17 protein-coding genes are annotated in these 25,273 nt (G+C 58.4%); 9 read left to right on the plus strand and 8 right to left on the minus strand.

What is annotated here, in order from left to right:
* Positions 1-100: 100 nt before the first annotated feature.
* Both HH212_RS08215 and HH212_RS27260 read left to right on the plus strand, forming a co-directional pair.
* Complete coding sequence (locus HH212_RS08215; RefSeq protein ID WP_169434959.1) at positions 101-1,681, plus strand: hypothetical protein; 1,581 nt, start codon at positions 101-103, stop codon at positions 1,679-1,681.
* Positions 1,682-1,876: 195 nt separating this feature from the next.
* Complete coding sequence (locus HH212_RS27260) at positions 1,877-2,911, plus strand: ABC-three component system middle component 1 (RefSeq protein WP_169434960.1); 1,035 nt, start codon at positions 1,877-1,879, stop codon at positions 2,909-2,911.
* Between the two features lies 1 nt (position 2,912).
* Here HH212_RS27260 and HH212_RS08225 read toward each other — a convergent pair.
* Positions 2,913-4,162 (minus strand): IS3 family transposase gene (locus HH212_RS08225; protein WP_229217358.1). Its coding sequence is split into 2 segments (ribosomal slippage): positions 2,913-3,877 and positions 3,877-4,162, totalling 1,251 coding nucleotides; the frame shifts between segments, so codons are not numbered across the junction.
* On the opposite strand from HH212_RS08225, the gene HH212_RS08230 reads away from it, so the two are divergent.
* The 5 genes from HH212_RS08230 (at position 4,119) to HH212_RS08250 (ending at position 13,287) form a co-directional block, all read left to right on the plus strand.
* Positions 4,119-5,672 (plus strand): coiled-coil domain-containing protein, encoded by a 1,554-nt coding sequence (locus HH212_RS08230; RefSeq protein WP_169434961.1) that lies wholly within the window; start codon positions 4,119-4,121, stop codon positions 5,670-5,672. The two genes, HH212_RS08225 and HH212_RS08230, sit on opposite strands and share 44 nt — an antisense overlap.
* A complete protein-coding gene (locus HH212_RS08235) occupies positions 5,633-6,850 on the plus strand; it encodes a coiled-coil domain-containing protein (protein ID WP_169434962.1) in 1,218 nt (405 codons plus the stop codon). Before HH212_RS08230 ends, HH212_RS08235 begins: the two co-directional genes overlap by 40 nt.
* 194 nt (positions 6,851-7,044) lie before the next feature.
* Entirely contained in the window at positions 7,045-7,503 is a 459-nt protein-coding gene (locus tag HH212_RS08240) for a hypothetical protein (RefSeq protein ID WP_169434963.1), read from the plus strand.
* 97 nt (positions 7,504-7,600) lie between these two features.
* Positions 7,601-8,581: an IS481 family transposase gene (locus HH212_RS08245; RefSeq protein ID WP_169434964.1), complete on the plus strand. Its 981-nt coding sequence runs from the start codon at positions 7,601-7,603 to the stop codon at positions 8,579-8,581.
* Positions 8,582-8,832: 251 nt separating this feature from the next.
* Complete coding sequence (locus tag HH212_RS08250) at positions 8,833-13,287, plus strand: P-loop NTPase family protein (protein WP_169434965.1); 4,455 nt, start codon at positions 8,833-8,835, stop codon at positions 13,285-13,287.
* 482 nt (positions 13,288-13,769) lie between these two features.
* Here the strand turns inward: HH212_RS08250 and HH212_RS08255 are convergent, their stop codons facing one another.
* Positions 13,770-14,921, minus strand: a complete 1,152-nt coding sequence (locus tag HH212_RS08255; RefSeq protein WP_169434966.1) for a GNAT family N-acetyltransferase — start codon at positions 14,919-14,921, stop codon at positions 13,770-13,772.
* A gap of 501 nt (positions 14,922-15,422) precedes the next feature.
* Between HH212_RS08255 and HH212_RS08260 the strand changes: the two genes are divergently transcribed.
* Positions 15,423-15,908: an AbrB/MazE/SpoVT family DNA-binding domain-containing protein gene (locus tag HH212_RS08260; protein ID WP_169434967.1), complete on the plus strand. Its 486-nt coding sequence runs from the start codon at positions 15,423-15,425 to the stop codon at positions 15,906-15,908.
* A gap of 158 nt (positions 15,909-16,066) precedes the next feature.
* Here HH212_RS08260 and HH212_RS08265 read toward each other — a convergent pair whose 3' ends face one another.
* The 5 genes from HH212_RS08265 to HH212_RS08285 all read right to left on the minus strand — a co-directional run bounded on the left by HH212_RS08265 (position 16,067) and on the right by HH212_RS08285 (position 20,617).
* Positions 16,067-16,372 (minus strand): hypothetical protein, encoded by a 306-nt coding sequence (locus HH212_RS08265; RefSeq protein WP_169434968.1) that lies wholly within the window; start codon positions 16,370-16,372, stop codon positions 16,067-16,069.
* Between the two features lie 144 nt (positions 16,373-16,516).
* A complete protein-coding gene (locus tag HH212_RS08270; RefSeq protein WP_169434969.1) occupies positions 16,517-17,404 on the minus strand; it encodes a proteasome-type protease in 888 nt (295 codons plus the stop codon).
* Positions 17,405-17,413: 9 nt separating this feature from the next.
* Complete coding sequence (locus HH212_RS08275; protein ID WP_169434970.1) at positions 17,414-18,250, minus strand: transglutaminase family protein; 837 nt, start codon at positions 18,248-18,250, stop codon at positions 17,414-17,416.
* Between the two features lies 1 nt (position 18,251).
* On the minus strand, positions 18,252-19,205 hold the full coding sequence (locus HH212_RS08280; protein WP_170205332.1) for an alpha-E domain-containing protein: 954 nt from the start codon (positions 19,203-19,205) through the stop codon (positions 18,252-18,254).
* Positions 19,205-20,617, minus strand: a complete 1,413-nt coding sequence (locus HH212_RS08285; RefSeq protein WP_169434971.1) for a circularly permuted type 2 ATP-grasp protein — start codon at positions 20,615-20,617, stop codon at positions 19,205-19,207. The genes HH212_RS08280 and HH212_RS08285 overlap by 1 nt, the downstream gene beginning before the upstream one ends.
* Before the next feature lie 437 nt (positions 20,618-21,054).
* Here HH212_RS08285 and HH212_RS08290 point away from each other — a divergent pair, with 437 nt between their 5' ends.
* Positions 21,055-23,289 carry an NADP-dependent isocitrate dehydrogenase gene (locus HH212_RS08290; protein WP_169434972.1) on the plus strand — a complete coding sequence of 745 codons (2,235 nt, stop codon included), beginning with the start codon at positions 21,055-21,057 and terminating at the stop codon, positions 23,287-23,289.
* Between the two features lie 180 nt (positions 23,290-23,469).
* On the opposite strand, the gene HH212_RS08295 is transcribed toward HH212_RS08290, so the two are convergent.
* Positions 23,470-25,182, minus strand: a complete 1,713-nt coding sequence (locus HH212_RS08295) for a tyrosinase family protein (RefSeq protein ID WP_169434973.1) — start codon at positions 25,180-25,182, stop codon at positions 23,470-23,472.
* Positions 25,183-25,273: the final 91 nt, after the last annotated feature.

Genomic DNA, 25,273 nt, shown 5'->3' on the forward strand with positions numbered 1-25,273 from the left:
GTCGTGACAATCCGTGACTTTTTAACTCGGCAAGATGGTATGACCCCAACCGTTACAAAGTATGTCAAAATTGCATTAAAAATACCGTTGAGGAAATTTTATGGTTGAGGTTGTAGAGGTTGACTTGGGCGCGCTCGGCGTTCGCTTTCCGCGAGGAGAAGTCGCGATGGTCGTCGCGCAGCCTCATGTGGTCTTCGTACACCAAGAGCCCTTTACTTGGGCTCCTGAAGAGCGGCAACGAGCACTTGAGTGCATTGATGACACTTTAGCGGTTTCGCGCGGTTGCCCGCACGGAGCGGATAAGACGCACTTCACCATTTTCCCAGAGTGCACGCTTCCAGGATTGGAGGGCGTGGACCGGATTACGGCAGCCATGCAAGCAGCCGATTGGCCAACCGAAACAGTCGTAATCGGAGGAGTGGATGGGTTGACCAAGGCTCAGTTCACTGAACTAGTTCAAAGACCGAACACAACTTATGACGCTGTCGGTAACCGCCTTGATCGCGTGCAAGCCCATCAATGGGTGAACTGCGTGGTTACCTGGACGAAGCTGCCAACGGGCGACGTTTGCAGTTGGGTCCAGCCGAAGCTCTCCCCTGCTTGGGTTGAACTTAACGTCGAGTACATGTCAATGTACCAGGGCCGTTCAATCTACGTGTTCAAGGGAGTTCATTCAAACGCTGATGTTCCGTATCAGTTCGCCACCCTGCTTTGCTTTGACTGGATTGGTAAAGCTGACGCTAAGCGCATGTGGGAGTGGCTGCTCGAAGGGATTGGAGCACGCGCCGGGCAGTTTGGTGGAATGCTTCCGCTGACCTGGTTGTTCGTAGCGCAATGCAATCCGGCGCCATCCCATGTCTCATTCATGAGTCAGGTAGCGCCATTCTTTGACCCCGCTCAGTTTCCAAGAGTCACGCGGGACGATACGTGCTTGATAATGGCGAACGTCGCCGGTAAGGAGAAGCCCGGTAAGGCCGAGAAGTTCGGCCAGTCCGCCGTCATCGTTACGCAGAGCCGCTTTTCACGACCGGCTTGCATGCCAACTTACGGCAATGGCGGCGCGCCTCAACGGGGAGGAGATTTTCTGGAGACCTTCCGGGACGCCGTTTTTCGCGAGCGCGGAGCCTGCATTCACTCGTTCTTAGTCATTCACCCGTCGACGCTGCCTCCGGGCTCAGCAGGCCGTCGCATTGCCTTGCGCGAGCCTGCCGTGCACCCGTTTAATGGCGTGAATGACCCAAGGGCACCTCGCGGCGCCGTACCCGCAGTCGTCAAGTGGGTGAATGACGAACTGGACGAACCTTCAAAGTCATTAGCTACAAAGTACACGCACCTACCCCTGAGGGCAATGGCCGGCGCAGCCCACCAACGAGCAGTCAGTGAGTTGCGGACGCTAAAGGCAGAAGCCCTCGGCAATACCGTGAACTTTGCGAGCCTTACAGCTAGGAAGAGCACTCCAGACGAATGGAAAGGCGGCGAAGGCCTTGCAGTACAGCATCTGCTACATACGTTCTCAATTCTCGAGGCCGCTCAGTATCCAGCGACATTCCATGGAAACGGCGCGCAGGCGACCATCATGAAGGATGAAATCAGTTTGGAGGTCATTGCCGTGATGGGGGCAGTCATGAGGACTGTGACAAGCATGTTCTCGACTGCCTGCCGGCTCACAAAGGGCAGCTAGTGGTTGTCAGTCGCGACGATGACAACACCTCATGGGATCCGCGCTTCAAGTCAATCTTTGACCAAGGCCAAGACGAGACGTCCAACGAGGCAAAATTTACGCAGCCAACCAGCGCCATTATTCGCATCGGGTACTGCGATTTGCTTGACGCGTACCGGAACGCGGCGAACGAAAACGAGTTGAAGGAGGCACTCGATGCAAAGCTCTGCTGAAACCGTAAGCTTGCCGCGAGAACTGCATTCCACTCTGGCGGACCTTATGAAGGGAGCAACGTTCTCCGAAGAGGTGCTTCGGAATGAGTGCTTGCCCGTGGTGATGATGTCGCGTCAGCATGCCTTGGCCGCTTTCGCAGTCGGCGACCAGACCGACTATCAGCCGCTGTATGAAGCCTTCAAGAAGTATTACTTGCAGAACACGGCACAGTGGTCGACGAAGGACATTGCCTTTGTGTATTGTCTCCCGGCGAGCGTCACTGTGGATCCGGACTTCTACTCACGCGTAGAGGTCGACGTGTACTTCTGCAGGAAGTACGTTATTCGTCTTGACGAGAACTTGGCCGAGAGCTTGGCCCGGCTGCCATTTCTTCCTCTGTCGCCTATCACCCCTGGCGTCCAGATGAGACCACCATCCGCTCAGACTTTGCTTCGCCAACGCAATCTGAAGGCGGATCTTGCTAAGGCGCTCGTAGTGCCGCTGACGAGCAGCGCATCAAAAATCCTGACTGGCTGTCTTGCTGGTACCTATGGGACTCCAGACACGCTTCAGTCGCCCGTTGGCCCCATCACGAGTACTACGGTCGGTGAAAACCGGGCGCAAGCCACTCTGAAGTCCATAGCAATCGAAAACTTCCGAGCCTACCGGACGAAGAAGGTGTTCGAACTGGGTTCAGCAGTGACTATCCTCTACGGTCCCAATGGTTTCGGAAAGACTTCGTTCTTCGATGCCCTCGACTTTGCAGTTACGGGTGGTGTCGGCCGCCTAGCCAAAGCCCCCGGCGGGTTAGCCCGGGTGGCGAAACATCTTGATAGCCAGAGCGATCCTACCGAAGTCACGCTAACGATTGAGCGGGAAGGCGAAACGCATGTCGTCACGCGCAATCTTGCTGACCACAACAACGCTCTGGTTGACGGCAAGGTTACGTCCCGCAAGGAAGTCCTTTCTCTGCTGACCGGCGGCACGGCCCCAGGTACCGTAAAGTGGACCCATCAGTCAAGACACTCAGCCGGCTAGTTTAAGCTGTGTCCGTTTCCACTTCAGCAGCTGCCCGGCGCTGCCCCGTACTGCCGATTTTTTCTTGCTCTAGGCCCGCGTCGCCGAACCTGTCGACGATCAGCGCACCGCCTCCGACACCGGCGCGGTAGACATGATCCGGCGTCTCATATCTCAACGCCTGATGCGGTCGCTCGGCGTTGTAGAACACAAAGTACTGCGCCAGGCCGACTGTTAGTTCGGGCATGTTGGCATAACCCTTCAGGTACACGTCTTCGTACTTCACGTTGCGCCACAAGCGCTCGACGAAGATGTTGTCCAGCGCCCGCCCGCGTCCGTCCATGCTGATCGCCACACCTTCGCGCTTGAGCACGCCGGTAAAGGCGTCGCTGGTGAACTGCGCGCCCTGGTCGCTGTTGAATACATCCGGCCTGCCGTGGTGGCGCAGCGCATCTTCCAGGCAGTCCACGCAGAACGACGCGTCCATGCTGTTGCTGATGCGCCAGGCCAGTACCCGGCGCGAGTACCAGTCGATGATCGCCACCAGGTAGGCAAAGCCACGCGCCAGGCGGATATAGGTCAGATCCGTACTCCACACCTGGTTCGGTCGCGTGACTGCTACCCCGCGCAACAGGTATGGATAGACCTTGTGCTGCGGATGCGGCTTGCTCGTCGCCGGCCCCGGCGCCATGCCCGCCAGACCCATTTCCCGCATCAAGCGCTGCACGCGCTTGCGATTGACCTGGTGCCCTCGACCTCGCAGGAACACCGCCATGCGCCGGCTACCGTAGAACGGCCGGCCGGTGTATTCCTCGTCGATCAGGGCGCGCAATCGGTCGTCTTCCTCGTTCATGCATGCCTGGCGTGTTACCGCTTCCAGCCGCCGATACACCGTCGAACGCGGCACGCCGGCCAGTTCGCACTGCATGGTCAGCGGCATCGCGTCTTCCCGCGCAATCCACCGTGCCCGCTCGGCAGGACTCATTCCCCAAGCTTTTTTTTGAGCCAATCCACCTGCATCTTCAACTTGCCGATCTCGCTGTACAGCTTGTCCTCGGGACTGCTTTCGTCCACCGGCTTCGGCCCGCGCTTGACGTCGAACAGCGCGCCGGCGTTCTCCAGAATCTCCTTCTTCCACTGCGTCACCAACTGCGGATGCACGTCGTGCTCCTGCGCGATCTCGTTGATCGTCTTCACCCCGCGCACCGCTTCCAGCCCGAGCTTGCCCTTGAACTCGGCACTGTGCACCCTGCGTTTTTTACCTTCACTCATTCGCTGTCATCCTTTCGCGGACGACAGCTTAAACCACTGTCTCAAATTCGGGGTCCACTATACCGATCGAGTAGACAGTTTGGTAGATCTCTTCCGGGCAACTCATCTCTTCAGCCAGGAGAATCAAGAACTTACGCAATACGTGGCATCGAAGTGCGAACTATCGTCAGAGCTGGTCTCACGAATGCTCGCCTTCGAGGACTATGCGAGCGGCCTAAAAAAGGCAGAGGAAGTGCTGAAGCTCGCAGCGCAGGAACACAGTAAGGCGACGACGGATATTGCCAACGCCCGCCAAGCTATCGCAAATGAGCGCAAGGAGCTGGAACGGCTGGAGGGACTTGCAGCCTCGGACACCTCCCCAGAAGCGCTGGACATCCGCTTCGCCGGTCTAGAGGACGCAATTACGACCGCCGGTTTCGACATCTCCGGAGTTGCTTCACGCGATACCAGAGGTTTGCGGGCAATGCTGGACGCCGTGGCGGCCGAGGCAGTCGCTCGGCGAGCAATTTTGTCGCGCGCTATTGAACAAGTCGGAACGTTGGACACCCTTCGCGGACAACTCGAACCGATGCGAGCGAAGCTGATCGAGCGTCAGGCCCAACTGCAACAGGCTGAAGCGCACGAGAGAGAGGAGTCGGAACGCCTCGCCGCCTTGTCTAGCCAGTTGGCCAAGTTGAAGACGCAGGAACAAGGCCTTCGACTTCGACGGGACTGGTTCACTTGGGCGGTATCGGTCAAGCCTGAGTATGACCAGCTGACAAGCCAGTTACAGAGTCTTGCAGCAGAGCTGACTGCACTATTTTCGCATTTGAATCAGCATCGGATGCCGTTAGAAAAAGCGCAAGCCGCTCAACGCGAAGCCGCGGCGTCGGTTCAACGAGCCGACGCCGCGAGTAAGGCTGCATCGGAGAAGCGAGTCCGGTTCCAAGAGGTCAAGGATGCCGCCGTAGCGTGGGAACAGGCGGCACCTACCCTCGTGGAGTTGCAGACCGCTGAGCTTCAAATACAGGCCTCCATCGACGAGCTGCGCAGGCAAGTGAGTGAATTCCAGTTGGCCGAACATGCGCAGGAGCTCTTGGTCGCGAAATCTGAGCGGGAGCTGGCAGAGGCTAGAAGCAGTGACTCAAGGCTCAAGGAGCTCATTTCCGAGCTACGCAATCATGTAGATGGGCCCCATTGCCAATTGTGCGGGCACGACCATGGAAAGACGGAAGACCTGGTGGCAGCCATCGACCGGAGAATGCAGCACGGTGATCGCGTTATCCAGCTGACCGAGGCTGCGGCTACACAGCGAGCGACACTCCAGACGCTTGTAGGTCAGCGGCTGGCACTCGCCGAGCGTATGAAGCAGGAGCAGCTGCGACTCACTCAGACACAGGTGCAACGGTCGCAATTGGAGCGACAGCGTGCGGGCCTTGAGGCATCGCTGAGCTTGGTTGGGATTTCGCTAACAGCGACACACTGCAGCAAATGCAGAGCCTCACTGTCCAGGTTCATGAAGATGAACTGAATGCCGCAGCGGCTCTCGGCTCAGCAAGGCAAGAGCTGCAAACGGCCCAAGCCTCGCTGGTATCCGCCCAGGCCGGCTATCAAGCGCTCGACAACCAAAGGCAAGCTATCGAGGCCGCGCAGAACGATATACAGAAGCGCCTGACCGAATTGCTCAATCAAGCAAGTCAAAGCTCCATCGACTTGACAAGCGGCTTACAAGCACTTACCGATACGGAGCGCGCCACCGAAGAACAGCGGGCAGCGACGAGCGCTGCCGCCCAATCGGCAAACGAGCAGGTCGACGGCCAGAAAGCAGTCCAGGCGGCCGCAAAAGCAGCTGTCACTGCGGCTCGCACGAGCCACCAGCAGGCGAATCAAGCTTGGACCGGGCATGAAGCGCGCATCCAGTCGGTCTTGTCGGAACTCACAGCTGCAAAGTTCGACAGCGCAGTATCACAGGAGCAGCTCCGTCAACAAGTAGAAGTCTCCGCGGCACGCGAGGCCTCGGCGTTAGGTCTGCGGGACCGCGTTGCAGAACTCGAGGTAGCCGTAGACACCGCTGCCACTTCCGCTGCCTTCGAGAACATCAGGCAGCGCATTCTTGCCAACGAGGCCGTAATTCAGGAAGCTACCGCTCGTGCTCAGAACGTTCAGCCTTGGATCGGATATTTTACTGAGGTCAAGAAGCTTCTCAGCACGCAGCAGACCCATGCGACGGAGCATTTTATCTCCGAGTATGGGCCGAGGACGGCCGTCATTCAGCAGCGACTCCGTCCTGTTTATGGCTTCGGAGAAGTTGAGGTTACCAGCAAGGGTTCAGCCATCGACATCCGTATTAATCGGAAGGGGGAGACGCTGAGGCCAACGGACTTCTTCAGCCAGTCGCAGGTGCAGACCCTCGTCCTGGGTCTGTTCCTCACTGCTTGCAGTTCTCAGACCTGGTCGGGCTTCTCGTCCATCATGATGGACGACCCGGTTACCCACTTCGATGACCTGAACACGTATGCACTACTCGACCTGATTCTTGGGTTACAGAATTCTCCCGAGGGCGAACGGCAGTTCGTCATCTCAACGTGCGACGAGAAGCTGTTGCAACTTGCTCGACATAAGTTTCGTCACATGGGGTCGGCCGCACGGTTCTACCGCTTCCAGGCAATTGGCGTTGAAGGGCCAATGGTGTCAGAAATTTCCGCGTAAGAGCTCCCAAGCGGAAGGCTTAAAAAATCTTGGAAGCCCAATGGGGCGGCGGAATGGTTGCGCGCGCGTTATTGAGCCATGGTGATTCAATTAGGCTACGTATGACCGTTTGGGGCGTTTGCTTAACATCGCCAAGGTAAAAGCGACAGAGCATTTTCAAAAATTCAGTAGCAAACCAAAGGGAAGCAGCGACGATGGCTAAAAACGTGGCAGCGCCGAAGAATACTGGCGGAGGGGGCTATGTTTTCGAGAGCAAAGTGGTAGCGTGGATATTCGCCTGTATGTTAGCAAGGCGCCCCTTCCTGGATATCCATTTAGGCGTGCCGGTAAGGGTTGAATTTCAGACACGCCCAGATGGTTGGTTTCTGGACGATGCGTTAGTAACCTCGCAGAGCACTGGTGCCACTCATAAATTCGCGCTTTCAGTAAAGAGTAACGTTCAATTTACGGCAGCTTCGGCACCCACCGATTTCGTGGAATCTATTTGGGAACAATGGCTTCATATCGGCTCACAAGTCTTCAACCAAGTGAACGATTACCTCGTGCTTGTTACGGCGCCGCCTTCAGAAGCAGCTAGGCAGTCTCTTGAAGGGTTGTCACGAAAGCTGCTACCTGCGGATGTTCAGACGTTCCCAACCCGCCTAGATGTTTAGACTCGTGGGATCATGTACCCACCCGTAGCTGGCCGCTCTTCAAGGCCAGGAACGTTTTGCGTACACTGTTTCAATCTGATCTTTCGCCGACAATTCAATGACCCAAGCGCTGCACAGCCAAGCCCGCACTACTCACCTGATTCGCGAGGAAATTAGGAACTCGACGCTACCGCAAGCCGAACTGGCCAGGCTGTACAACGTTACGCGCCAGACTATCCGGAAGTGGCAAAACCGCGATTCGCCGGAAGACAAGTCGCACGCTCCGGTCAAGATGTACACCACACTTTCACCTGAACAGGAACTCATCGTGGTAGAGCTGCGCAAGACGCTGCTGTTACCGACCGACGACCTACTGGCGATCACGCGTGAATTCGTTAATCCTGCCGTTTCCCGCGCTGGTTTGGGACGCTGCCTGCGTCGTTATGGGGTCTCGGACCTGCGCGACCTGGTCGAGCAGGAAAACGCTGCGCCGGTCACGAAAAAGACCTTCAAGGATTACGAGCCAGGCTTCGTACACATCGATATCAAGTATCTGCCTCAAATGCCCGACGAAACGTCACGGCGTTACCTGTTCGTCGCCATCGACCGTGCCACGCGCTGGGTCTACATCGGCCTGTACGCCGACCAAACCGACAGCAGCAGCGTCGATTTCCTGGCGAAGGTGCAGCAGGCCTGTCCCGTCAAGATCATCAAGCTGCTGACCGACAACGGCAGCCAGTTCACGGATCGCTTCACCGCTGGCAGCAAGAAAAAGGAACCCAGCGGCACGCACGCGTTCGACCGGCTGTGCAAACAGCTTGGCATCGAGCACCGCCTTATTCCGCCTTGTCACCCGCAGACCAATGGCATGGTCGAGCGCTTCAACGGCCGTATCAGCGACATCGTCAATCAAACACGTTTCGGCTCAGCCGCCGAACTGGAATCGACGCTGCGTAATTACGTCAAGATTTACAACCACTGCATTCCGCAGCGAGCCCTCGACCATAAAACACCTGTTCAAGCACTCAAAGACTGGCACGAAAAACGCCCCGAATTGTTCAGGAAACGCGTGTATAACCAGGCGGGTCTTGACACCTAGATACGCCGAACTGGGCCAGCAAAAATGAGCGCGACTTATTCGCCAGCTTCCACTGCCCGTCATCATTGGCTGTTAATCCATCGCCTTCTAGGGAAGAGACTGCTAGGCTGTTGAAGCAAGTGCGGTTCATTGGTTGCGATTTCGATAGCGTGATATCCAACTCACTCAATCAAAGTTTGTGGCTTTGTCAGTTATGTGTTCGAAGTGGTGCTAAAGTCGACGGGGAAAATCTATGGGACAGGCTCTGCAGCATGGCCGACACCTACCGGAAGGGTGCGGGAACAATAACCATTGAGGATCTGATTGGGCAACTACGAAATGACTTCGAACTTGCTCAAAGCCCAGACTACGTAGCTGACTGGATTAAGCTTGATGGTATATCTGCACAAAATGCTGACTGTGTTGTGAATACGATCGGCGGAATTGTTGATCTTCATCGCACTCAGGCGCTTAATATGACTGAAGAGGCAATCTCGGATGGGGAAATTATCGCGCTCTTAGGCATGTCCGGTGCTGGCAAATCTGTCGTTGCTCGCAAGATATTTGAAAAGCGAGTGCAAAGTGGGAAACAAACAGTTTGGATTGATGCTCGATCGCTGGAGTGTAATGATCTGGCGGCGTTTGAGGCGACGCTGAGACTAAGTTACCCGTTTAGGGAACTGCTTTCAAAGGCACTGTCGGCTGAGCCAGTCCTGATCTTGGATGGCTTAGATCGTATCTATAACGACCCAGCCTTTCGCAATTTCGCCACTTTAATAAGGATTTCGCGGCAAGTCGATCAGACTACCCGATGGCGAATTTTGGTTCCGTGCCAATCTTCTGAGTGGATGCGCGTATCGGAACGCCTTGCGTCTTTAGGCATTTCGGAGCAGATAAAGATAGTGCAATTAGATCCGATTGTGGCCGACGACTTGGCCCCGGTAGTCGATCTAATTCCCGCCCTTGCAAGCCTGCTCGCGCAACCGCGCGTGGCAAAGCTACTTCTCAATCTGAAAGTACTTGATCTCGTTGCACGAAAAATACGTGAAGGGGCGCCGGTCTCCGAGACTCAATGGGTTAGTGAGGTTAGCGTCGCAGGCTGGTTTTGGGACGTTGAAGTCAGCCGCGGGAGTAATCCTGTCTCCAGAGGACATTTTGTTCGCAATCTTGCGCTGCGTCAGGCGGATCAACTGATCTCCGCAGTATCCGTCGACGATTTCTCGCCTTCTGATCTTGAGGTATTGCCATCTTTGCAAATTGATCAGATTTGCCAAAATGTTGCGAATGACCGGCTTGCGTTCTCCCATGATCTCTATGGTGACTGGGTACGGCTGCGAACGTTGCGTAATCACTGCGACAACCTCGCCAGTTTCTTGGAAAGCCGAGGTGATTCACCGCTATGGCAGCGAGCGTTGCGCCTCTTCGGGCTTGATGCAATTGAAAAACCGGGAGGCGTTAACAATTGGATAGCCATTCTGGAGTCACTCAGCGAGAGCCGCCATGTGGCAGCGAAAGATGCATTTCTCGAAGGACCTTTATACTCAAGTAACATTCAGGAGAATCTTGAGGCGCTGTTACCAGTTTTGCAGGAGAATGATGGTTCTTTGCTCAATCGCTTACTTACACGCTTTCTTGCTTTCGCCGCAGGGCCAGAAAAAATTGCGGAGGCAATGCGCTCCACTACGATAGAAAAGAATATAGATCTTAGCTTAATTGACCGTGTGCCGAATCATCCGGCTTGGCCTGAAGTCATCAAATTCTTGCACAGCCATCAGCTGTCTATCTTCGCTTCGCGAATTCGAGCGATTTCCGAGATTGTCGTAATGTGGCTTGAAAGCGCGCCTGCGGGCGCTCAAGCCCGAAGAGAAGCTGCAGAGCTTGGAATAGAGCTGGGCAGGTACGGAATTTCCGCATTTAAAGACCGGAAGAGCGCGTTGGCGCCGGAAGCTCGACGTTTGTTATATCGGTGCATGTTATTGTCTGCACGCGAGTTCCCAGATGAGGTGGGAGCCCTCGCTTTAGAAGCGTCCGGACGTATGGAGGAGTGTCTGCTTGACGATGCGCTACAACCATGGCATGACGGCCCACGTACAGAGGTTGATGAGGCGTTTCGAAGTGTCGTTCTTGACGGAAGAGGCATTGAAGGACTTTTCAACGCAAGGCCGGCACTTGCACGTGAAGTAATACTTGCCACGCTAGTGCGGTTTCCCACGAGGTTGCCCATCATCGAATTTGACCGCGGACGGCGCGATAGCCCAGTTCTTGAGCGGATGAAATGGCTGCCCACGATTTATGTCTACGGGCCATTTTTAATGTGTCTTCATCTAAACTTTGACGAGGGCCTCGAAATAATCATTCGTCTCGTTGATATAGCAACAAGCTATGCTCTAGCGGACGAACAGACACTGGATGCTAAAGACGAAGACGAAGACGAAGATGGAGCGGCAGATCAGAAGCTTTTAACCTTGGTCATGGAACAAGGCCTCAAGCAGTTTTTTGGTAACAGGACCGCATTCCTCTGCAGTATGGGGGCGAGCAATTTGCCGAGGGTTGTGACTATTGCCTTAATGGCGCTTGAGCAATATCTTTATATGCACATCGATGCTGGAAACGATATTTCGGCAAGATTGCGAGAGATTCTTGCAAGAAGTTCGAGTGTAGCGGTACTCGGAGTTCTTTCGGACGTAGGAAAACGGCAGCCAGCACTGTTCTTTGGAGCGCTTCGCCCCTTATTATCCAGCCCAACTGTCTTCCTTTGGGACATTTGGAAAAGGGCACAGGGGCGGACCCATCTCATGATGGTAGGCCTGAACCGGCCACCAAAATTAGTTATGAATATGGCGTTTGCATTCAACGCTCTCCCGCATAGAGAGACTGATATGCTGACTTTCTTTTCTGCTATGATCAAAGCGCAACCGGCGCCGACTGAATACCTCGCTCGGGTAAGAGCGCAGTGGATGCAGATGAGCAACAAAGATCCGTTTGTCTCTACGATTCGAAATCAGCTTATCGGTTTTCTGGATTCAGAATGGCGTATCAAAGGTATCGAGCGCGCTACCCAAGATGCTCTTGGAGAAGGCGCCATCCGACGGAGTGAACTATCTGAATATGATGACGTGATAACGCGAGCAGGGCTTGTGACAATTGCCTTGCAATGCAGGAAAGTCATTGATTCGGCCGAAAAGCTTGACCATGCTACGCTCGAAGATTGGTGGCTACGCTGTAAGTCCCTTTTTGAAGCAGGAAGACAATCGATTTCGGTAGGTCAAGATGCACTTGGTGACGAATGGGACAATGCGATCACTGGTTGCATTGCACTATTGTTACGTCATTCTGATTGGTGTACCGAAGATGCGTCCAGGCAGAGCTGGCTCACGAACGCGTTATTAATTCTATGGAGCGACCAACCGGAGCGAACCATAGACATCGACAATAGTCTTTTGCCCTTTTCGTGGGAATGTTTTATGGCGGAGTCTGTCGCCACGTTATGGATTGCAGACATCAAGGATCTTCAACTGCGTGAGTTGGTCGCGCAGATGGTACTCACGTTACGTAAGTCCGCGATGCGCGAGACGTTATTCAGAGTATGTGCGCCGTTTCGCTCGGAAATAGGAGATGATTTCTATCGTCTCCGGAGGTTGGCGTTGGATGCCGCATTTTTAAAAGTGCGCTGCGAGCTGTTCTTTCAGTTTCCCCAACATCTTGGATGCGACGACGCACAACTAGCGCTTCTATGGTCAGAAATCGAAGGGTGGCTCACCATTAAGATTGATGCGTTCATATCGGGTGAACTACCTGCTAAACTCGACCCTTGGCGAGAATACGAAGGTACAAGTGACTTCGCTGTTATTGAGGAAAAGCGAATTGAATGGGGACATCCAGCACTTGACCTAGATATAGTTCGTTCCGCGCATATGTGGCTTCCTTTACCAAACCAAACGGCGAACGAGGCGGAGCGGGTGGAGGTTCTCCAATTCTGGAAGGAAGCGGCAAGCTTTATCGCAAAACGGGCTGTTGCACGCGACGATTATTATGAGATGGATGACGACACTTGGGTACTTGAAAATCTTGGTGCTGTCTTATTGGAGTCGGAAAGCAACGACCAGCCGCATTTGTTGTGGAGGCCAGTGTTTGATCTTCCAAGCGCTTGGCATAGTTTTCCAAACACGTTCATGTCGGCATTGCATCGATATGCACTAATAGCTAATGACGTGCCAACGCGCTATGTTGACGCTATCCGAAGCATTTGTCTGCATGTACTAGGGACGACTTGCGAGATGCAGAAATGGCGAGTGCATGAGACGGTTTGGGATACATTGTTGGGCCTGGATTCTGGCTGCCGAGGGTTGTGGCAAGCCAAACATGAGCGGCTAGTCCGAAGCCTTCTAGATGTTTTTCGACTTTGGATACAAAAAGTGCCGCTTAATGGAGAGCGAATTGCTTCTTTTGCGGCTTGGCTTGTCGGTCCCGCCGCAACTCCGCTGCGTTTGGAAGCTTTGCTGTGGTTAGATGTACTGATTCAGCGCGATGGACTTACTCAAATTTCCGACGCCTCTGATGTGCACGACCGGATCGCGGTGTTGCTTAATGAGGCATGGAGTCGGCAGGAGCAAAAAATCAGAGGCAAAAAGGAAACCTTTACTGCTTTTCGTCGAACTCTTGATTGGCTGGTGGCACAACAGAATGCTCGTGCCCTTTCGCTATCCAGCCGCCTCGGACTCGTTTGATTTGCACTAGTGGGCTGCTTTCGTGGAGGCTGGTTAAGATACGGCGTCAGCGGTGACTGTGGTGCGCACAACTTTGCCGGGTACCACGCGCACGCCAGCCTTGCGCATCATTCACCCCACTATATGGCGCGCCATATCTTTCCCTTCGCGCTTAGCGTTTCAGATTCTTGCCTGTGGAGGCTCTTGGTAGCCGCGTAACCAAGCCAACTAGGCATCGTCCACCTGCTTGGCTGCGGCTCTGCCCAGCCCGGGACGGTGCTAGTACCTGAGCGACGTCCCGCATTCGCCTCTCACTAGTGTCAAACTTTATTGTTGTAAAAATTCGACAAACAAATTAAAAGGGGTCATCGTGTCAAACTTTTTTACAAACTTCAGCGGCATTTAACGATAGCAAGTTATTGATTTTTAAAGAAATCGTGTGTCAAACTTTATTGTTTGTTCACAGCTGCAGGCGCTTTCGCTTTCAGTCGGTCACCTCTTAATCAACTCGTGGGACGAAAGCTAGACCGTTTTATGCTCCTCACGGTTTTGACGACCCGACCCACGAGTGACGGCATGAAGCCGCTGCGATGCTCATTCTCCAGAAGCATCAGCTTTTGCCTTTCGATGAAATCATCCAGCGCATTCCCGAGGATGCGGCCGGCACACCGGTAATACGTCATCCGCGACCTGTAAATGTCCAGGTTGGCCATGTCGCGCTGGACGCCCAGCAGCTTGAATTTGTACTGGTTGCGTCCCCGGCTCAGATGCGCTTCTTTCGCGCCGCGCCGGATCTGTTCCTCCGTGGCGAGATAGCAGCACAGCATGCCGAGGCTGTATTTCGCGAAGCGCGCATCGTAGCCATTCACGTGCGCGAAGTAATGATCGCCGAGGCGAAAGCTCAAGCTGCCGCCGCATACCTTGCCCTCGAACAGGGCAACGATCAGCAAGCCGTTGGTCTTTGCCCGTTCGATCATCCATGCACTTTCTTCCGGCGTGATGCCGAACTGGATGCGTTTTTCATCCATGCCGGCCTTTTTCAGATGGACGAGGCTTGCCACATGGTGCCCGGCGATCGCGCCGTTCTCATGGGTGTGGAAGGAAAACCCGGGAAAATCGGCGGCAATCGCTTTCAGCTGGCGCCGGATGTTGTGGCGCATCTTGGCGCCCAGGCGGGAAAAATACGCTTCAGGGGTGGCGGGCAGACTCACCACGATATCTTCCGATGTCCCGTATTGCTGCGCCGGCAGTGAAAGCGCACCGATGTCCTTGCCGATCTTGGAAAAGGATATCCGCGTGATAGCCGGGAAGCGGCTGAAAATGTAGTTGGCGAACCGTTCGATTTCTTCCGGTGCGAGCTGCATCATTTCATTGAAGACCACGACGCTGTGCGCATCGCGCTGGAACAAAAAAATCGCCAGCGGACGATTGCCCCGGCGCGCCACATACGCTTGGGCATCCTGCGCTCTGCGTGCGACCGCATAGTGGCATAGCGAGGAATGGATATGGTGATACAGGCGCTCGAGCTCCGCTTCGAGGCATGGCGGCACGGTGTTGTAGCACGAGATGGCTACCTCGCATTCCGCAGCCTCCAGAGCAGGTGGCTGCATTCCTGCAAGGCAGTTCGCTTCCATGGTGCCGGAGTCGTTCGACATGAAGTTGCATCCTGGATAGGGTCGACAGCGCCTTGCGAAGGCGCCACGCCACTGTTCTTGCCGGCACCCGACGTTTCGGTAAGGAAGTCGCAGTTTCATCCGCTAGGCGATCGTCCGCGACAACCCGGAAGGTATATCCTGCCCCATTCCAGCTCGGGTGACTTCGATGTCGTCAAGGATGCGGCGGACGACCCGCCGGCCTTTCGACAAGGAAAGCGAGATCACCTTTCCCAAAAACAAAATAAACCGTTTATATTGAAATCGTAAAAATTCTATTAGGCGGTCGCACAGGGCTTGATTCCGGTACAGACGATCTTGCTTGCGCCACCGTTCACGCACGGATCGGTAGTCAGGCAACGCCCCTCCTTGCGTCGCTCGACGCTACCTGCCATGCACTTTCATTCGGACATTTTTATCCATTTTCATAGTAGTAATCACATGTGATAACATGTGATCTGCATAAATAATTTGTAGTTACCAAGTAATCACAGCAAGGAAAGCATGAAGTTACGCAAGATCGGCAATTCCCTCGGTACCACTTTTACCCGCGATGCCCTGGCTACCGCGGGTTTTACGGAAAACGTGGAACTGGATATCGTGGCCACGCCCGGCGAGATCCGGCTACACCCGCCTGCCGGGGCGGCCATCCGCATCGAATTCACGGCGCAGGAAGCGGAGAGTCTATTTCGCGGAAATATCGACGCGGATTTCCTGGCGGCGGCGCGTATCAAGCTGCGCGAAATGGAGGTACGCATGCAGCACGATGTGCGGCGCAAGGACATCCAGCGCCTGGCCAACAGTCACCAGAACGTGGTGCAGGCGCAGGTCAACCTGGGACGTCAGCTGCAGGGCAACAAATACGAATTCACGCCCGAGCTGAAAAGCCGTTTCGAAACCCTGGTCGTGCAGGAACAGGAAGCGCGCGCGGCGCTGAATACGGCGCTCAAGGGCTGGACCGAGCCGGTCTACGTGCAGCCGATCTGGTGATCGCGTTTGACGAGGGAAAAACCGATTGGCACGCACACGCAGGGATGCGTGTGTGGCTGATGGAAAGATGTCGGTGGGTGACTGCGTATGACGGCGCTTGGTGAACGAGGCGGTACCGGCCGCTACCGGTACTGCCGCGTGACGCTTGTACGGATGACTTACATGGATGGTTTGTCGGTTTGAATCTGCGGCGGCGTCGTGTCGGCACCTTGCTGCTGTGCGCCAGCAACGCCATCCTTGTCGCCCGCTACCGCACCGCTCACGCTGCCATGGCTGGTCTGCGGCGCGCCCGGCGGGTTGACGTTGCTCTCGGGAGAAGCGCTGGCAAAATTGCTGTGTACGCCCGACGACGCCGTTCCTTCCTTGTCCTGGCCAGCGTCGGCGCTCTGGCGATTGCCTTGGTTGTCGGCGTTTTCCGCGCGGATGGGCTTTGACGACATGTTGCTGGGTTTGTTGTCCACCATGATGATCTCCTTGGCATAGTCAATAAGGTGACCCGATGGTAAACCTCTGCAGCAGAACGCCAATAGGTGCATGCGCTGCCCCGACGTAGGAACCGGCGCACGATAAGCGGAAAATCCATCGGCGCCTCGCGGCACCGAGTTATCTCAATGCTGCGGTCCCGGCGGCAGCAATGGCTGCGGCTGCTCGGCCAGCGCTTGCAGCGGCGCCGGCGACGGCGCGCTCTGCATCCCGAACGGCAGGGCGACCCGCACCGGCTTGCTGTGCATGTTGGCCGACGACAGCACGTTTTCCGTGGCATCCGGCGCCGCATCCCAGACCGGCGCGTCGATTTCCTCGAACACGTGTTTCAGTTGCTGGCCCCAGCTGTTACGCAGCTGCTGGAAATACTGGTTCTGTTCGTCGATGGTGACGAAGCGCGTGACCGCCAATGTCCCTTCTTCGTACACCAGCATGTCGAGCGGCAAGCCGACCGAGATGTTGGAGCGCAGCGTGGAATCCATCGAGATCAGCGCGCACTTGGCGGCGTCGTCGAGCGAGGTCTGCGGCGCGACCACGCGGTCGATGATCGGCTTGCCATATTTCGCTTCGCCGATCTGGAAATACGGGTTTTCGTCGTGCGACTCGATGAAGTTTCCCGCCGAGTACACATAGAACAGGCGACAGCGCTCGCCCTTGATCTGGCCGCCGAAGATCAGGCTGATGTTGAAGTCGATGCCGGATTCGGCCAGCTTGGCGGCGTCTTGCCGGTGCACGGTGCGCACCGCTTCGCCGACCACGCGCGCCGCCTCGTACATGTTGGGCGCGTTCCAGATATTGACCACGTCGGTACTGGGCGGATTGGCGATCAGCTGGCGCACCGACTGCGAAATCGAGAGGTTGCCGGCCGTCATGAGGACCATCATGCGCTCGCCGGGGTTTTCGAAGACGCTCAGCTTGCGGATGGTGCTGACCTGGTCGACGCCGGCATTGGTGCGGGTATCGGCCAGGAACACCATGCCGGCGTGCAAACGGATGCCTACGCAGTAAGTCATGGCCGGACCTTATTGGTCGTGAATATTAAAACCATTGTACACGGGCACAATCTGCGCTTCGACACGCATGACTTCGTCGCCGCCGCCGCGGCGCACGCCGCGCACCGGCGCCGCCGATTCGTAATCGCGCCCGATCGCCAGGCGGCAATAGGCATCGCTCATCAGGCGGTTATGGGTGACGTCGATGCTGATCCAGCCCTGGTAATCGTCGTCGTGCACCCAGGCGTCGACCCAGGCGTGGCTGGCCGCGTGGCCGGTCGATTCCGGGTCGATGTAGCCGGACACGTAGCGCGCCGGAATGCCGTGGGCATGGCAACAGGCCAGGAAGATGTGCGCATGGTCCTGGCACACGCCGGCGCCGAGCGCCAGCGCCTGCTCGGCGGTGCTGAAGACATCGGTCGCACCAGTGCGGTACGACACTGCACCGTAAATGTGCGCCGCCAGCCGCAGCAGGTCGGCCGTGCCGGCACGGCTGCCTTCGGGCGGCAGGCAGTGCGCGGCGATATCGGCCAGCAGCGGCGCCGGTTCGGTCAATTTGGTCGGTACCGTAAAAATCAGCGGCGACAGCCGTTCCTGGCTGTGCAGGCGGCCCCCGTCCAGCGGCGTGGTGGCGATCAAGCCCTCGACCAGGATGCGCACGGTGTCGTGCGGTTCGTTCAGGGTCAGCATGTGCGACAGGTTGCCGTAGGCATCGCTGTAGGCCACGCAATGGCCGGGCGTGCCGATCTTCCAGGACAGCACGCGCTGCTGGTCTTCCGCGCGCGGCGTCAAATGCAGTTGTTCGATGCTGTAGGCCTGCGATTGCGAGTAGGAATACAGGGTTTCGTGCCGGATCGAGAGGTGCATGTCAGGCTCCCAGGGGAACGAGGAAATCGCGGCTGATGCGATTGCCCAGTTCGTAGATGTTTTCCATGAAGCGGCTCAAGGTCGCGTCCAGGCCGGCTTGCAGGATGTCGTCGATGCGCGCGAATTGCAGCTCCGCGTGCATCTTGCCGGCCAGGCGTTCGGTTTCGGCCGAGACGTCGTTGCGCACGGTTTTCAGGTTCGATACCACTTGCTGCATGCAGGCCAGCAGCGAGCGCGGCATGTCGGCGCGCAAGATGAGGAGTTCGGCCACGCGCGCCGGGGTGATCGAATCGCGGTAGACCTTGCGGTAGATTTCGAAGCCGGCCACCGAGCGCAGCAGCGCGGCCCAGTAATAGAATTCGCGCTGGGTCAGCATGCCGTCCGCCGCCGCCGTGTCGTCGCGCTTGCCGGCGCCGTGGTACTTCACGTCGAGGATGCGCGCCGTGCTGTCGGCGCGTTCCAGGAAGGTGCCGAGGCGGATGAACACCATCGCTTCGTCCGCCAGCATGGTGCCCAGCATGACGCCGCGCGCCAGGTGGCAGCGGTACTTGACCCAGTCGAAGAATTCGCCGGGGTCGCTGTCGCGCGCGCTGCGCTCGTGCAGCTTGATCCAGGTGGTGTTGATGGTTTCCCAGACTTCGGTGGTGAGTACCCCACGCACGGCGCGCGCATTTTCGCGCGCCGCGGTCAGGCACGCCGTGATCGACGAGGGGTTGCCCGGATCGTCGACCATGAAGGCCAGCACGTTGTCGGCGTTCAGCGCATCGTAGCGGGCGTCGAAGGCGCCCTGCAGCTCGGCCATGCCGAGCATGGCGCGCCAGGCCAGTTCGGTATCGCGCGCCGATTGCGGCAGCATCGCGGTCTGCACCGCCACGTCGAGCATGCGCGCGGTATTTTCGGCGCGTTCGGTATATCGCGCCATCCAGTACAAATGGTCTGCGGTTCTGCTGAGCATCATTCCTCCAGGATCCAGGTGTCCTTGGTGCCGCCGCCCTGCGACGAGTTCACCACCAGCGAGCCTTCGCGCAGCGCCACGCGCGTCAGGCCGCCCGGCACCATGGCGATGGTTTTACCCGACAGCACGAACGGGCGCAGGTCGATGTGGCGCGGCGCGATGCCCTGCTCCACGTAGGTCGGGCAGGACGACAGCGCCAGCGTCGGCTGGGCGATGTAGCCGTCCGGGCGGGCGATCAGGCGTTGCCTGAAGTCGTCGATCTGCTGGCGCGTGGAGGCCGGGCCGATCAGCATGCCGTAGTCGCCGGCGCCGTGCACCTCCTTGACCACCAGCTGGTCCAGGTGCGCCAGCGTGTAGGATAGATCTTCCGGCTTGCGGCATTGCCAGGTCGGCACGTTGTTCAACAGCGGTTCCTGTGACAAATAAAAGCGGATCATGTCGGGCACGTAGGGGTAGATCGACTTGTCGTCGGCCACGCCGGTGCCGATCGCATTCGCCAGCGTCACCCGGCCGGCGCGGTACACGGACAACAGGCCGGGCACGCCGAGCGTGGAATCGGTGCGGAACGCCAGCGGATCGAGGAAGTCGTCGTCCAGGCGGCGGTAGATCACGTCGACCCGCTGCGGCCCGCGGATGGTGCGCATGTAGACATGGTTCGCGTTCACGAACAAGTCCTTTCCTTCGACAAGTTCCACGCCCATTTGCTGGGCCAGGAAGGCATGTTCGAAGTAGGCGGAGTTGTGCATGCCGGGCGTCATCACGACCACGGTCGGGTCGTTGACGCCGGCCGGCGCCACCGAGCGCAAATTGTCGAGCAGCATGTCCGGGTAATGCTCGACCGGGGCGATGCGGTGGTGCGCGAACAGTTCCGGGAACAGGCGCATCATCATCTTGCGGTTTTCCAGCATGTAGGAGACACCGGACGGCACCCGCAAATTATCTTCCAGCACATAGAATTCACCGGCCCCGGCGCGCACCAGGTCGACCCCGGCGATGTGCGCATAAATGTCCGAAGCCACCTTGATCCCCTGCATTTCGGGGCGGTACTGGGCATTTTGATAGATCTGGCGCGCCGGGATGATGCCGGCATGAATGATGTTCTGGTCGTGATAAATGTCGTGCACGAACATGTTCAAGGCCTGCACCCGCTGTACCAGCCCGGCGTGCAGCGCAGCCCATTCGTGCGCGGGAATGATGCGCGGGATGGTGTCGAACGGGATCAGGCGTTCGGTGCCGGCGCCGTCGCCGTACACGGCGAAGGTGATGCCGACGCGGCGGAAGGTCAAATCCGCTTCGGCGCGCTTGCGTTCGATGCGTTGGGGCGATTGGCGCTGCAGCCAGTCGTCGAAGCTGCGGTAATGATCGCGTACCGTTCCGGTATCTCCGGTCATTTCGTTGAAATAGGTGCTCATGGCCGCGGCCTTTCAGGGTTGACTCTTAACTTATATCAAGAATCATGCCAAGAAAATAACGCCAAAAATGCTTCTTTGTGGTGCATGGCCGGCAAAGGCGGCAGGCTGCGCGGGCGCCGCTGCCGAAAAAGTGGAATCGCATGCGAAGCTCGGGCATAATATGGCGCTTGTCTTCTGTCTTATATAAGACTTGGTGTTGCGGCAAGCGAAAATGCAGCAACCGCGGCGGCAACCGGCACGGCAATTGTCCGGCAGGACATGACTGCCGGCCCTGGCCGGCGCCGGGCCGGCCGCTTCGAACTTTTCGGCGCCGCTGTATTTGCGAACCTGAATCGGATAGCATCGACGCCTGCGGCATACAGCGCTCCGTGGTCATGACGATGCGCCATCGCGACCACGCGTCCAGACAGGCCATGATTTTTTACTGAGGAAACAGCATGAGCAGTGATCAGACCATCATCTATACCCTGACCGACGAGGCGCCGCTGCTGGCGACCCACGCCTTCCTACCGGTCGTCAGCACCTTCACCAAGCCGGCCGGCATCCATATCGAGCAGAGCGACATCTCGGTGGCGGCGCGTATCCTGGCGACCTTCGCCGACTACCTGACCCCGGAACAGCGCGTGCCGGATGCGCTGGCCGAACTGGGCAAGAAGACCCTGGAAGCGGACGCCAACATCATCAAATTGCCGAACATCAGCGCGTCGGTGACCCAGCTGCAGGCGGCCATCAAGGAATTGCAGGGCAAGGGTTACGCCCTGCCCGACTATCCGGCCGATCCGAAGACCGACGAGGAAAAAGCGATCAAGGCGCGCTACGGCAAGTGCACCGGTTCCGCCGTGAACCCGGTCCTGCGCGAAGGCAACTCGGACCGCCGCGCGCCGCGCGCCGTCAAGGAATACGCGCGCAAGAACCCGCACTCGATGGCGGAATGGTCGCCGGCCTCGCGCACCCACGTGTCGCACATGACCTCCGGCGACTTTTACCACGGCGAAAAGTCGATGACGCTGGACCGCGCGCGCGACGTCAAGATGGAACTGGTCACCAAGGGCGGCCAGACCATCGTGCTCAAGCAAAAGGTGGCCCTGCAGGACGGCGAGATCATCGATTCGATGTTCATGAGCCGCAAGGCGCTGCTGGCGTTCTACGAACAGCAGATCGAAGATGCGAAGAACACCGGCGTGATGTTCTCGCTGCACGTCAAGGCGACCATGATGAAGGTGTCGCACCCGATCGTGTTCGGCCACTGCGTGCGCATGTTTTACAAGGAAGCGTTCGAAAAGCACGGCGCCCTGTTCGACAGCCTGGGCGTGAACGTCAACAACGGCATGGCCGACCTGTACAACAAGATCGCCACCCTGCCGGCGTCGCAGCGCGAAGAGATCGAGCGCGACCTGCACGCCTGCCAGGAACACCGTCCGGCGCTGGCCATGGTCGACTCGGCCAAGGGCATCACCAATTTCCATTCGCCGAACGACGTCATCGTCGACGCCTCGATGCCTGCGATGATCCGCGCCGGCGGCAAGATGTACGGCGCCGACGGCCGCCTGAAGGAAGTCAAGGCGGTCATCCCGGAAAGCACCTTCGCCCGCATCTACCAGGAAGTCATCAACTTCTGCAAATGGCATGGCGCCTTCGATCCGCGCACCATGGGCACCGTGCCGAACGTCGGCCTGATGGCGCAGCAGGCCGAAGAATACGGCTCGCACGATAAAACCTTCGAAGTGCCGGAAGACGGCGTCGCCAACATCACGGACATCGCCACCGGCGAAGTGCTGCTGACGCAAAACGTCGAGCAGGGCGACATCTGGCGCATGTGTCAGGTCAAGGACGCACCGATCCGCGACTGGGTCAAGCTGGCCGTCACGCGCGCGCGCAACTCGGGCATGCCGGCGGTGTTCTGGCTTGACCCGTACCGTCCGCACGAAAACGAGCTGATCAAGAAGGTCAAGGTCTATCTGAAGGACCACGACACCAGCGGCCTGGATATCCAGATCATGTCGCAGGTGCGCGCGATGCGCTACTCGCTGGAGCGCGTGGCGCGCGGCCTGGACACGATTTCCGTGACCGGCAACATCCTGCGCGACTACCTGACCGACCTGTTCCCGATCATGGAGCTGGGCACCAGCGCCAAGATGCTGTCGATCGTGCCGCTGATGGCCGGCGGCGGCATGTACGAGACCGGCGCCGGCGGCTCGGCACCGAAGCACGTGCAGCAGCTGGTCGAAGAAAACCACCTGCGCTGGGATTCGCTGGGCGAGTTCCTGGCGCTGGCCGTCAGCCTGGAAGACCTGGGCATCAAGACCGGCAGCGCCAAGGCCAAGGTGCTGGCCGGCACCCTGGACGCCGCCACCGGCAAGCTGCTCGACAACCGCAAGTCGCCGTCGCCGAAGACCGGCGAACTCGACAACCGGGGCAGCCAGTTCTACCTGGCCCTGTACTGGGCGCAGGCGTTGGCGGCGCAGCTGGACGACGCCGAACTGGCCGCCTACTTTGCGCCGCTGGCGCAGAAGCTGGCCGACAACGAAGAAAAGATCGTTGCCGAACTGCTCGAAGTGCAAGGCAAGCAGGTCGATATCGGCGGCTACTACAAGCCGGACGACGCCAAGGTCAAGGCGGTGATGCGTCCGAGCGCCACCTTCAACCAGGCGCTGGAAGGCGCCGGCGCGTAAGTTTTACACCCCGCATGGCGCAGCCCGGGCAGGACACCGCCCGGGCCGATCGAAAGCCGGTCCCGCGTGGACCGGCTTTTTTTTGATGTAAGCAAAACCGAAGCCTGCCGTCGTTCCCGCGCAGGCGGGAACGACGTACCAAAGGTCCAATGACTGACACGAGGCTGGTAACGCCACGAGTCAATACGTTTCGATCGTCACCCCCAGCAATTCCACCGGCTCGGCCGCCATGTCGTGGTGGCCCATCATGCCGTGCAGGGGCGCCACGCGCACGCGCAGCGTGCCGTTCGCCGCCAGGGCCTGCGCCATCCCCGCCCCGGCCAGCTTGTTACCGAGCGGCAGCGCGTACGACACTGGACCGCCATGGCCCTTGTGGCCGAACATCGAGATGGTGGCGAGATAGTATGGGCTGCCGGCATCGACGCCGGAGGGGTCGTCGGGACCGTTGAGGATCACGACGTAGGGCTGATGGTGCGCGAACTCGGGGAAGTTCAGGGTGATGTTGGCGATCACGGTAGCGCCGGCCGTTCTCGCCTGTTCCAGCGTCCCGGCCGGCAGTTTGACGGTGGCGCCGGCGGCCCCGCCGGCATCCGCGCGGCGGCTGGTCACGCTGCCCGTGTAGACGCGGCGCGCGCCCGCCTGCGTGCGCGGCTGGCCGGTCACCGCTTCTTCGCCGCTGCCGGCTTCGTAGTCATAGCTGAACGACGCCGTCGACGCGTAATCGCCGGCGCGTGTTTGCGCGACCGGTCTACCCTGCGCATCGACGAAGAACAGCATCGGTTCGCGCGCCCAGCGGTAGTAATCGGTAGCCGTTTCTTCCGCCGATTTCTGCTCGTCGGGCAAGTCGGTGCGCAGTTCGACGCCGTCCGGCAGCGTGGGCAGGCCGAGCCGGGCCTGCTTGCGCGTCCACACGTCCCACAGGCGGTCCAGGTTGGCGTGGTGCAGGTAGAACAAGGGGTCGACCGAGGACAGCATGTCGGTCATGAAACCTTCGGGCTCGATGAAATTGCATTCGTGCGAGCCGACGCAGCGGTGCACCGCGTTGTGCGGCTTGGCTTCCAGTACGCTGAAGCCGGCCATGGTGGCGTGATTGAAACTCTTCGGGCTGGCGAAGGTGATGAAGTCCGGCGCGGCCAGCGCGGCGCGGATGGTGTCGGGCGCCACCGCCTCCACCGTGGCGGCGGAAAAGCCGGGACGTTCGCGGCGCAGGCCGCGCGCGCCGGGCTGGTCGTAGAACAGGCGGCCGGACGGATCGGTGACGATGTCGAACATCAGGTCGGCATCGAAGCGGACGTTACGCGCCAACAGTTGCCCGTATTGCGAGCGCGGGTCGAACGTACCGCCGGGCGAGGTCCAGTAGGACGACGCGGCGAGCGCCCCCTTGAAGCGGCGCTCGAAATCCTCGGCGGCCGGGATGTAGGCGTTGTGGTTGGGGTCGAGCACGCCTTCGAACAGGCCGGCCGGCACCTTTTGTTCGCTGGTCCAGTCCCAGTACGGCAACGCGAATTCCGGATCGTTGCTCAGTTCGCGGCAGATCCGTTCGAACCAGCCGAGATAGCCGCGGTGCCACACCAGGAACCACCAGTTGCCGTGCGGGCAGTCGAGGGTGTGGATGACGGCATGCCGGTACCAGTTGCGCGGGTCCTCGGGCGGCAGCGCCAGCATCGCGCGCACCGCGCGCGCATAACTGTCCAGCATGCGCTTGCTCATCCTGGAGCCGGAAGACACGTTGTAGCGGCGGTAGCGCGCGGCCGGGGTGGCGGCGCCGGCGATGCTGCCGGCAAGGGACAGCGGCAGCATGCCGGCGCACAGGGAAACAGCGGTTTTTTTCAGGGTGTTGCGGCGGGACGGGTTGAACGCATGGCGCGGGGGCGTGGTGCTGGCATTGAACATGACGTGCTCCGGTAGGTAGGATGCCCTGGCGGCGCCACGACTGGCGCCGACCCGGCGGGCATACCCCATCAGACTAGCGCTTCCGTACAGC

It is taken from the genome of Massilia forsythiae, assembly GCF_012849555.1.
Lineage (GTDB): Bacteria > Pseudomonadota > Gammaproteobacteria > Burkholderiales > Burkholderiaceae_D > Telluria > Telluria forsythiae.

Bases quoted from the DNA above. Each gene is read 5' to 3' on its own strand.
- HH212_RS27260 (WP_169434960.1), top strand. From the start codon at position 1,877: ATGCAAAGCTCTGCTGAAACCGTAAGCTTGCCGCGAGAACTGCATTCC.
- HH212_RS08250 (WP_169434965.1), top strand. From the start codon at position 8,833: ATGGCCGACACCTACCGGAAGGGTGCGGGAACAATAACCATTGAGGAT.
- HH212_RS08280 (WP_170205332.1), bottom strand. From the start codon at position 19,205: ATGCTCAGCAGAACCGCAGACCATTTGTACTGGATGGCGCGATATACC.
- HH212_RS08240 (WP_169434963.1), top strand. From the start codon at position 7,045: ATGGCTAAAAACGTGGCAGCGCCGAAGAATACTGGCGGAGGGGGCTAT.
- HH212_RS08285 (WP_169434971.1), bottom strand. From the start codon at position 20,617: ATGAGCACCTATTTCAACGAAATGACCGGAGATACCGGAACGGTACGC.
- HH212_RS08290 (WP_169434972.1), top strand. From the start codon at position 21,055: ATGAGCAGTGATCAGACCATCATCTATACCCTGACCGACGAGGCGCCG.
- HH212_RS08275 (WP_169434970.1), bottom strand. From the start codon at position 18,250: ATGCACCTCTCGATCCGGCACGAAACCCTGTATTCCTACTCGCAATCG.
- HH212_RS08295 (WP_169434973.1), bottom strand. From the start codon at position 25,182: ATGTTCAATGCCAGCACCACGCCCCCGCGCCATGCGTTCAACCCGTCC.
- HH212_RS08255 (WP_169434966.1), bottom strand. From the start codon at position 14,921: ATGTCGAACGACTCCGGCACCATGGAAGCGAACTGCCTTGCAGGAATG.
- HH212_RS08270 (WP_169434969.1), bottom strand. From the start codon at position 17,404: ATGACTTACTGCGTAGGCATCCGTTTGCACGCCGGCATGGTGTTCCTG.
- HH212_RS08245 (WP_169434964.1), top strand. From the start codon at position 7,601: ATGACCCAAGCGCTGCACAGCCAAGCCCGCACTACTCACCTGATTCGC.
- HH212_RS08260 (WP_169434967.1), top strand. From the start codon at position 15,423: ATGAAGTTACGCAAGATCGGCAATTCCCTCGGTACCACTTTTACCCGC.
- HH212_RS08265 (WP_169434968.1), bottom strand. From the start codon at position 16,372: ATGGTGGACAACAAACCCAGCAACATGTCGTCAAAGCCCATCCGCGCG.
- HH212_RS08235 (WP_169434962.1), top strand. From the start codon at position 5,633: ATGCAGAGCCTCACTGTCCAGGTTCATGAAGATGAACTGAATGCCGCA.
- HH212_RS08215 (WP_169434959.1), top strand. From the start codon at position 101: ATGGTTGAGGTTGTAGAGGTTGACTTGGGCGCGCTCGGCGTTCGCTTT.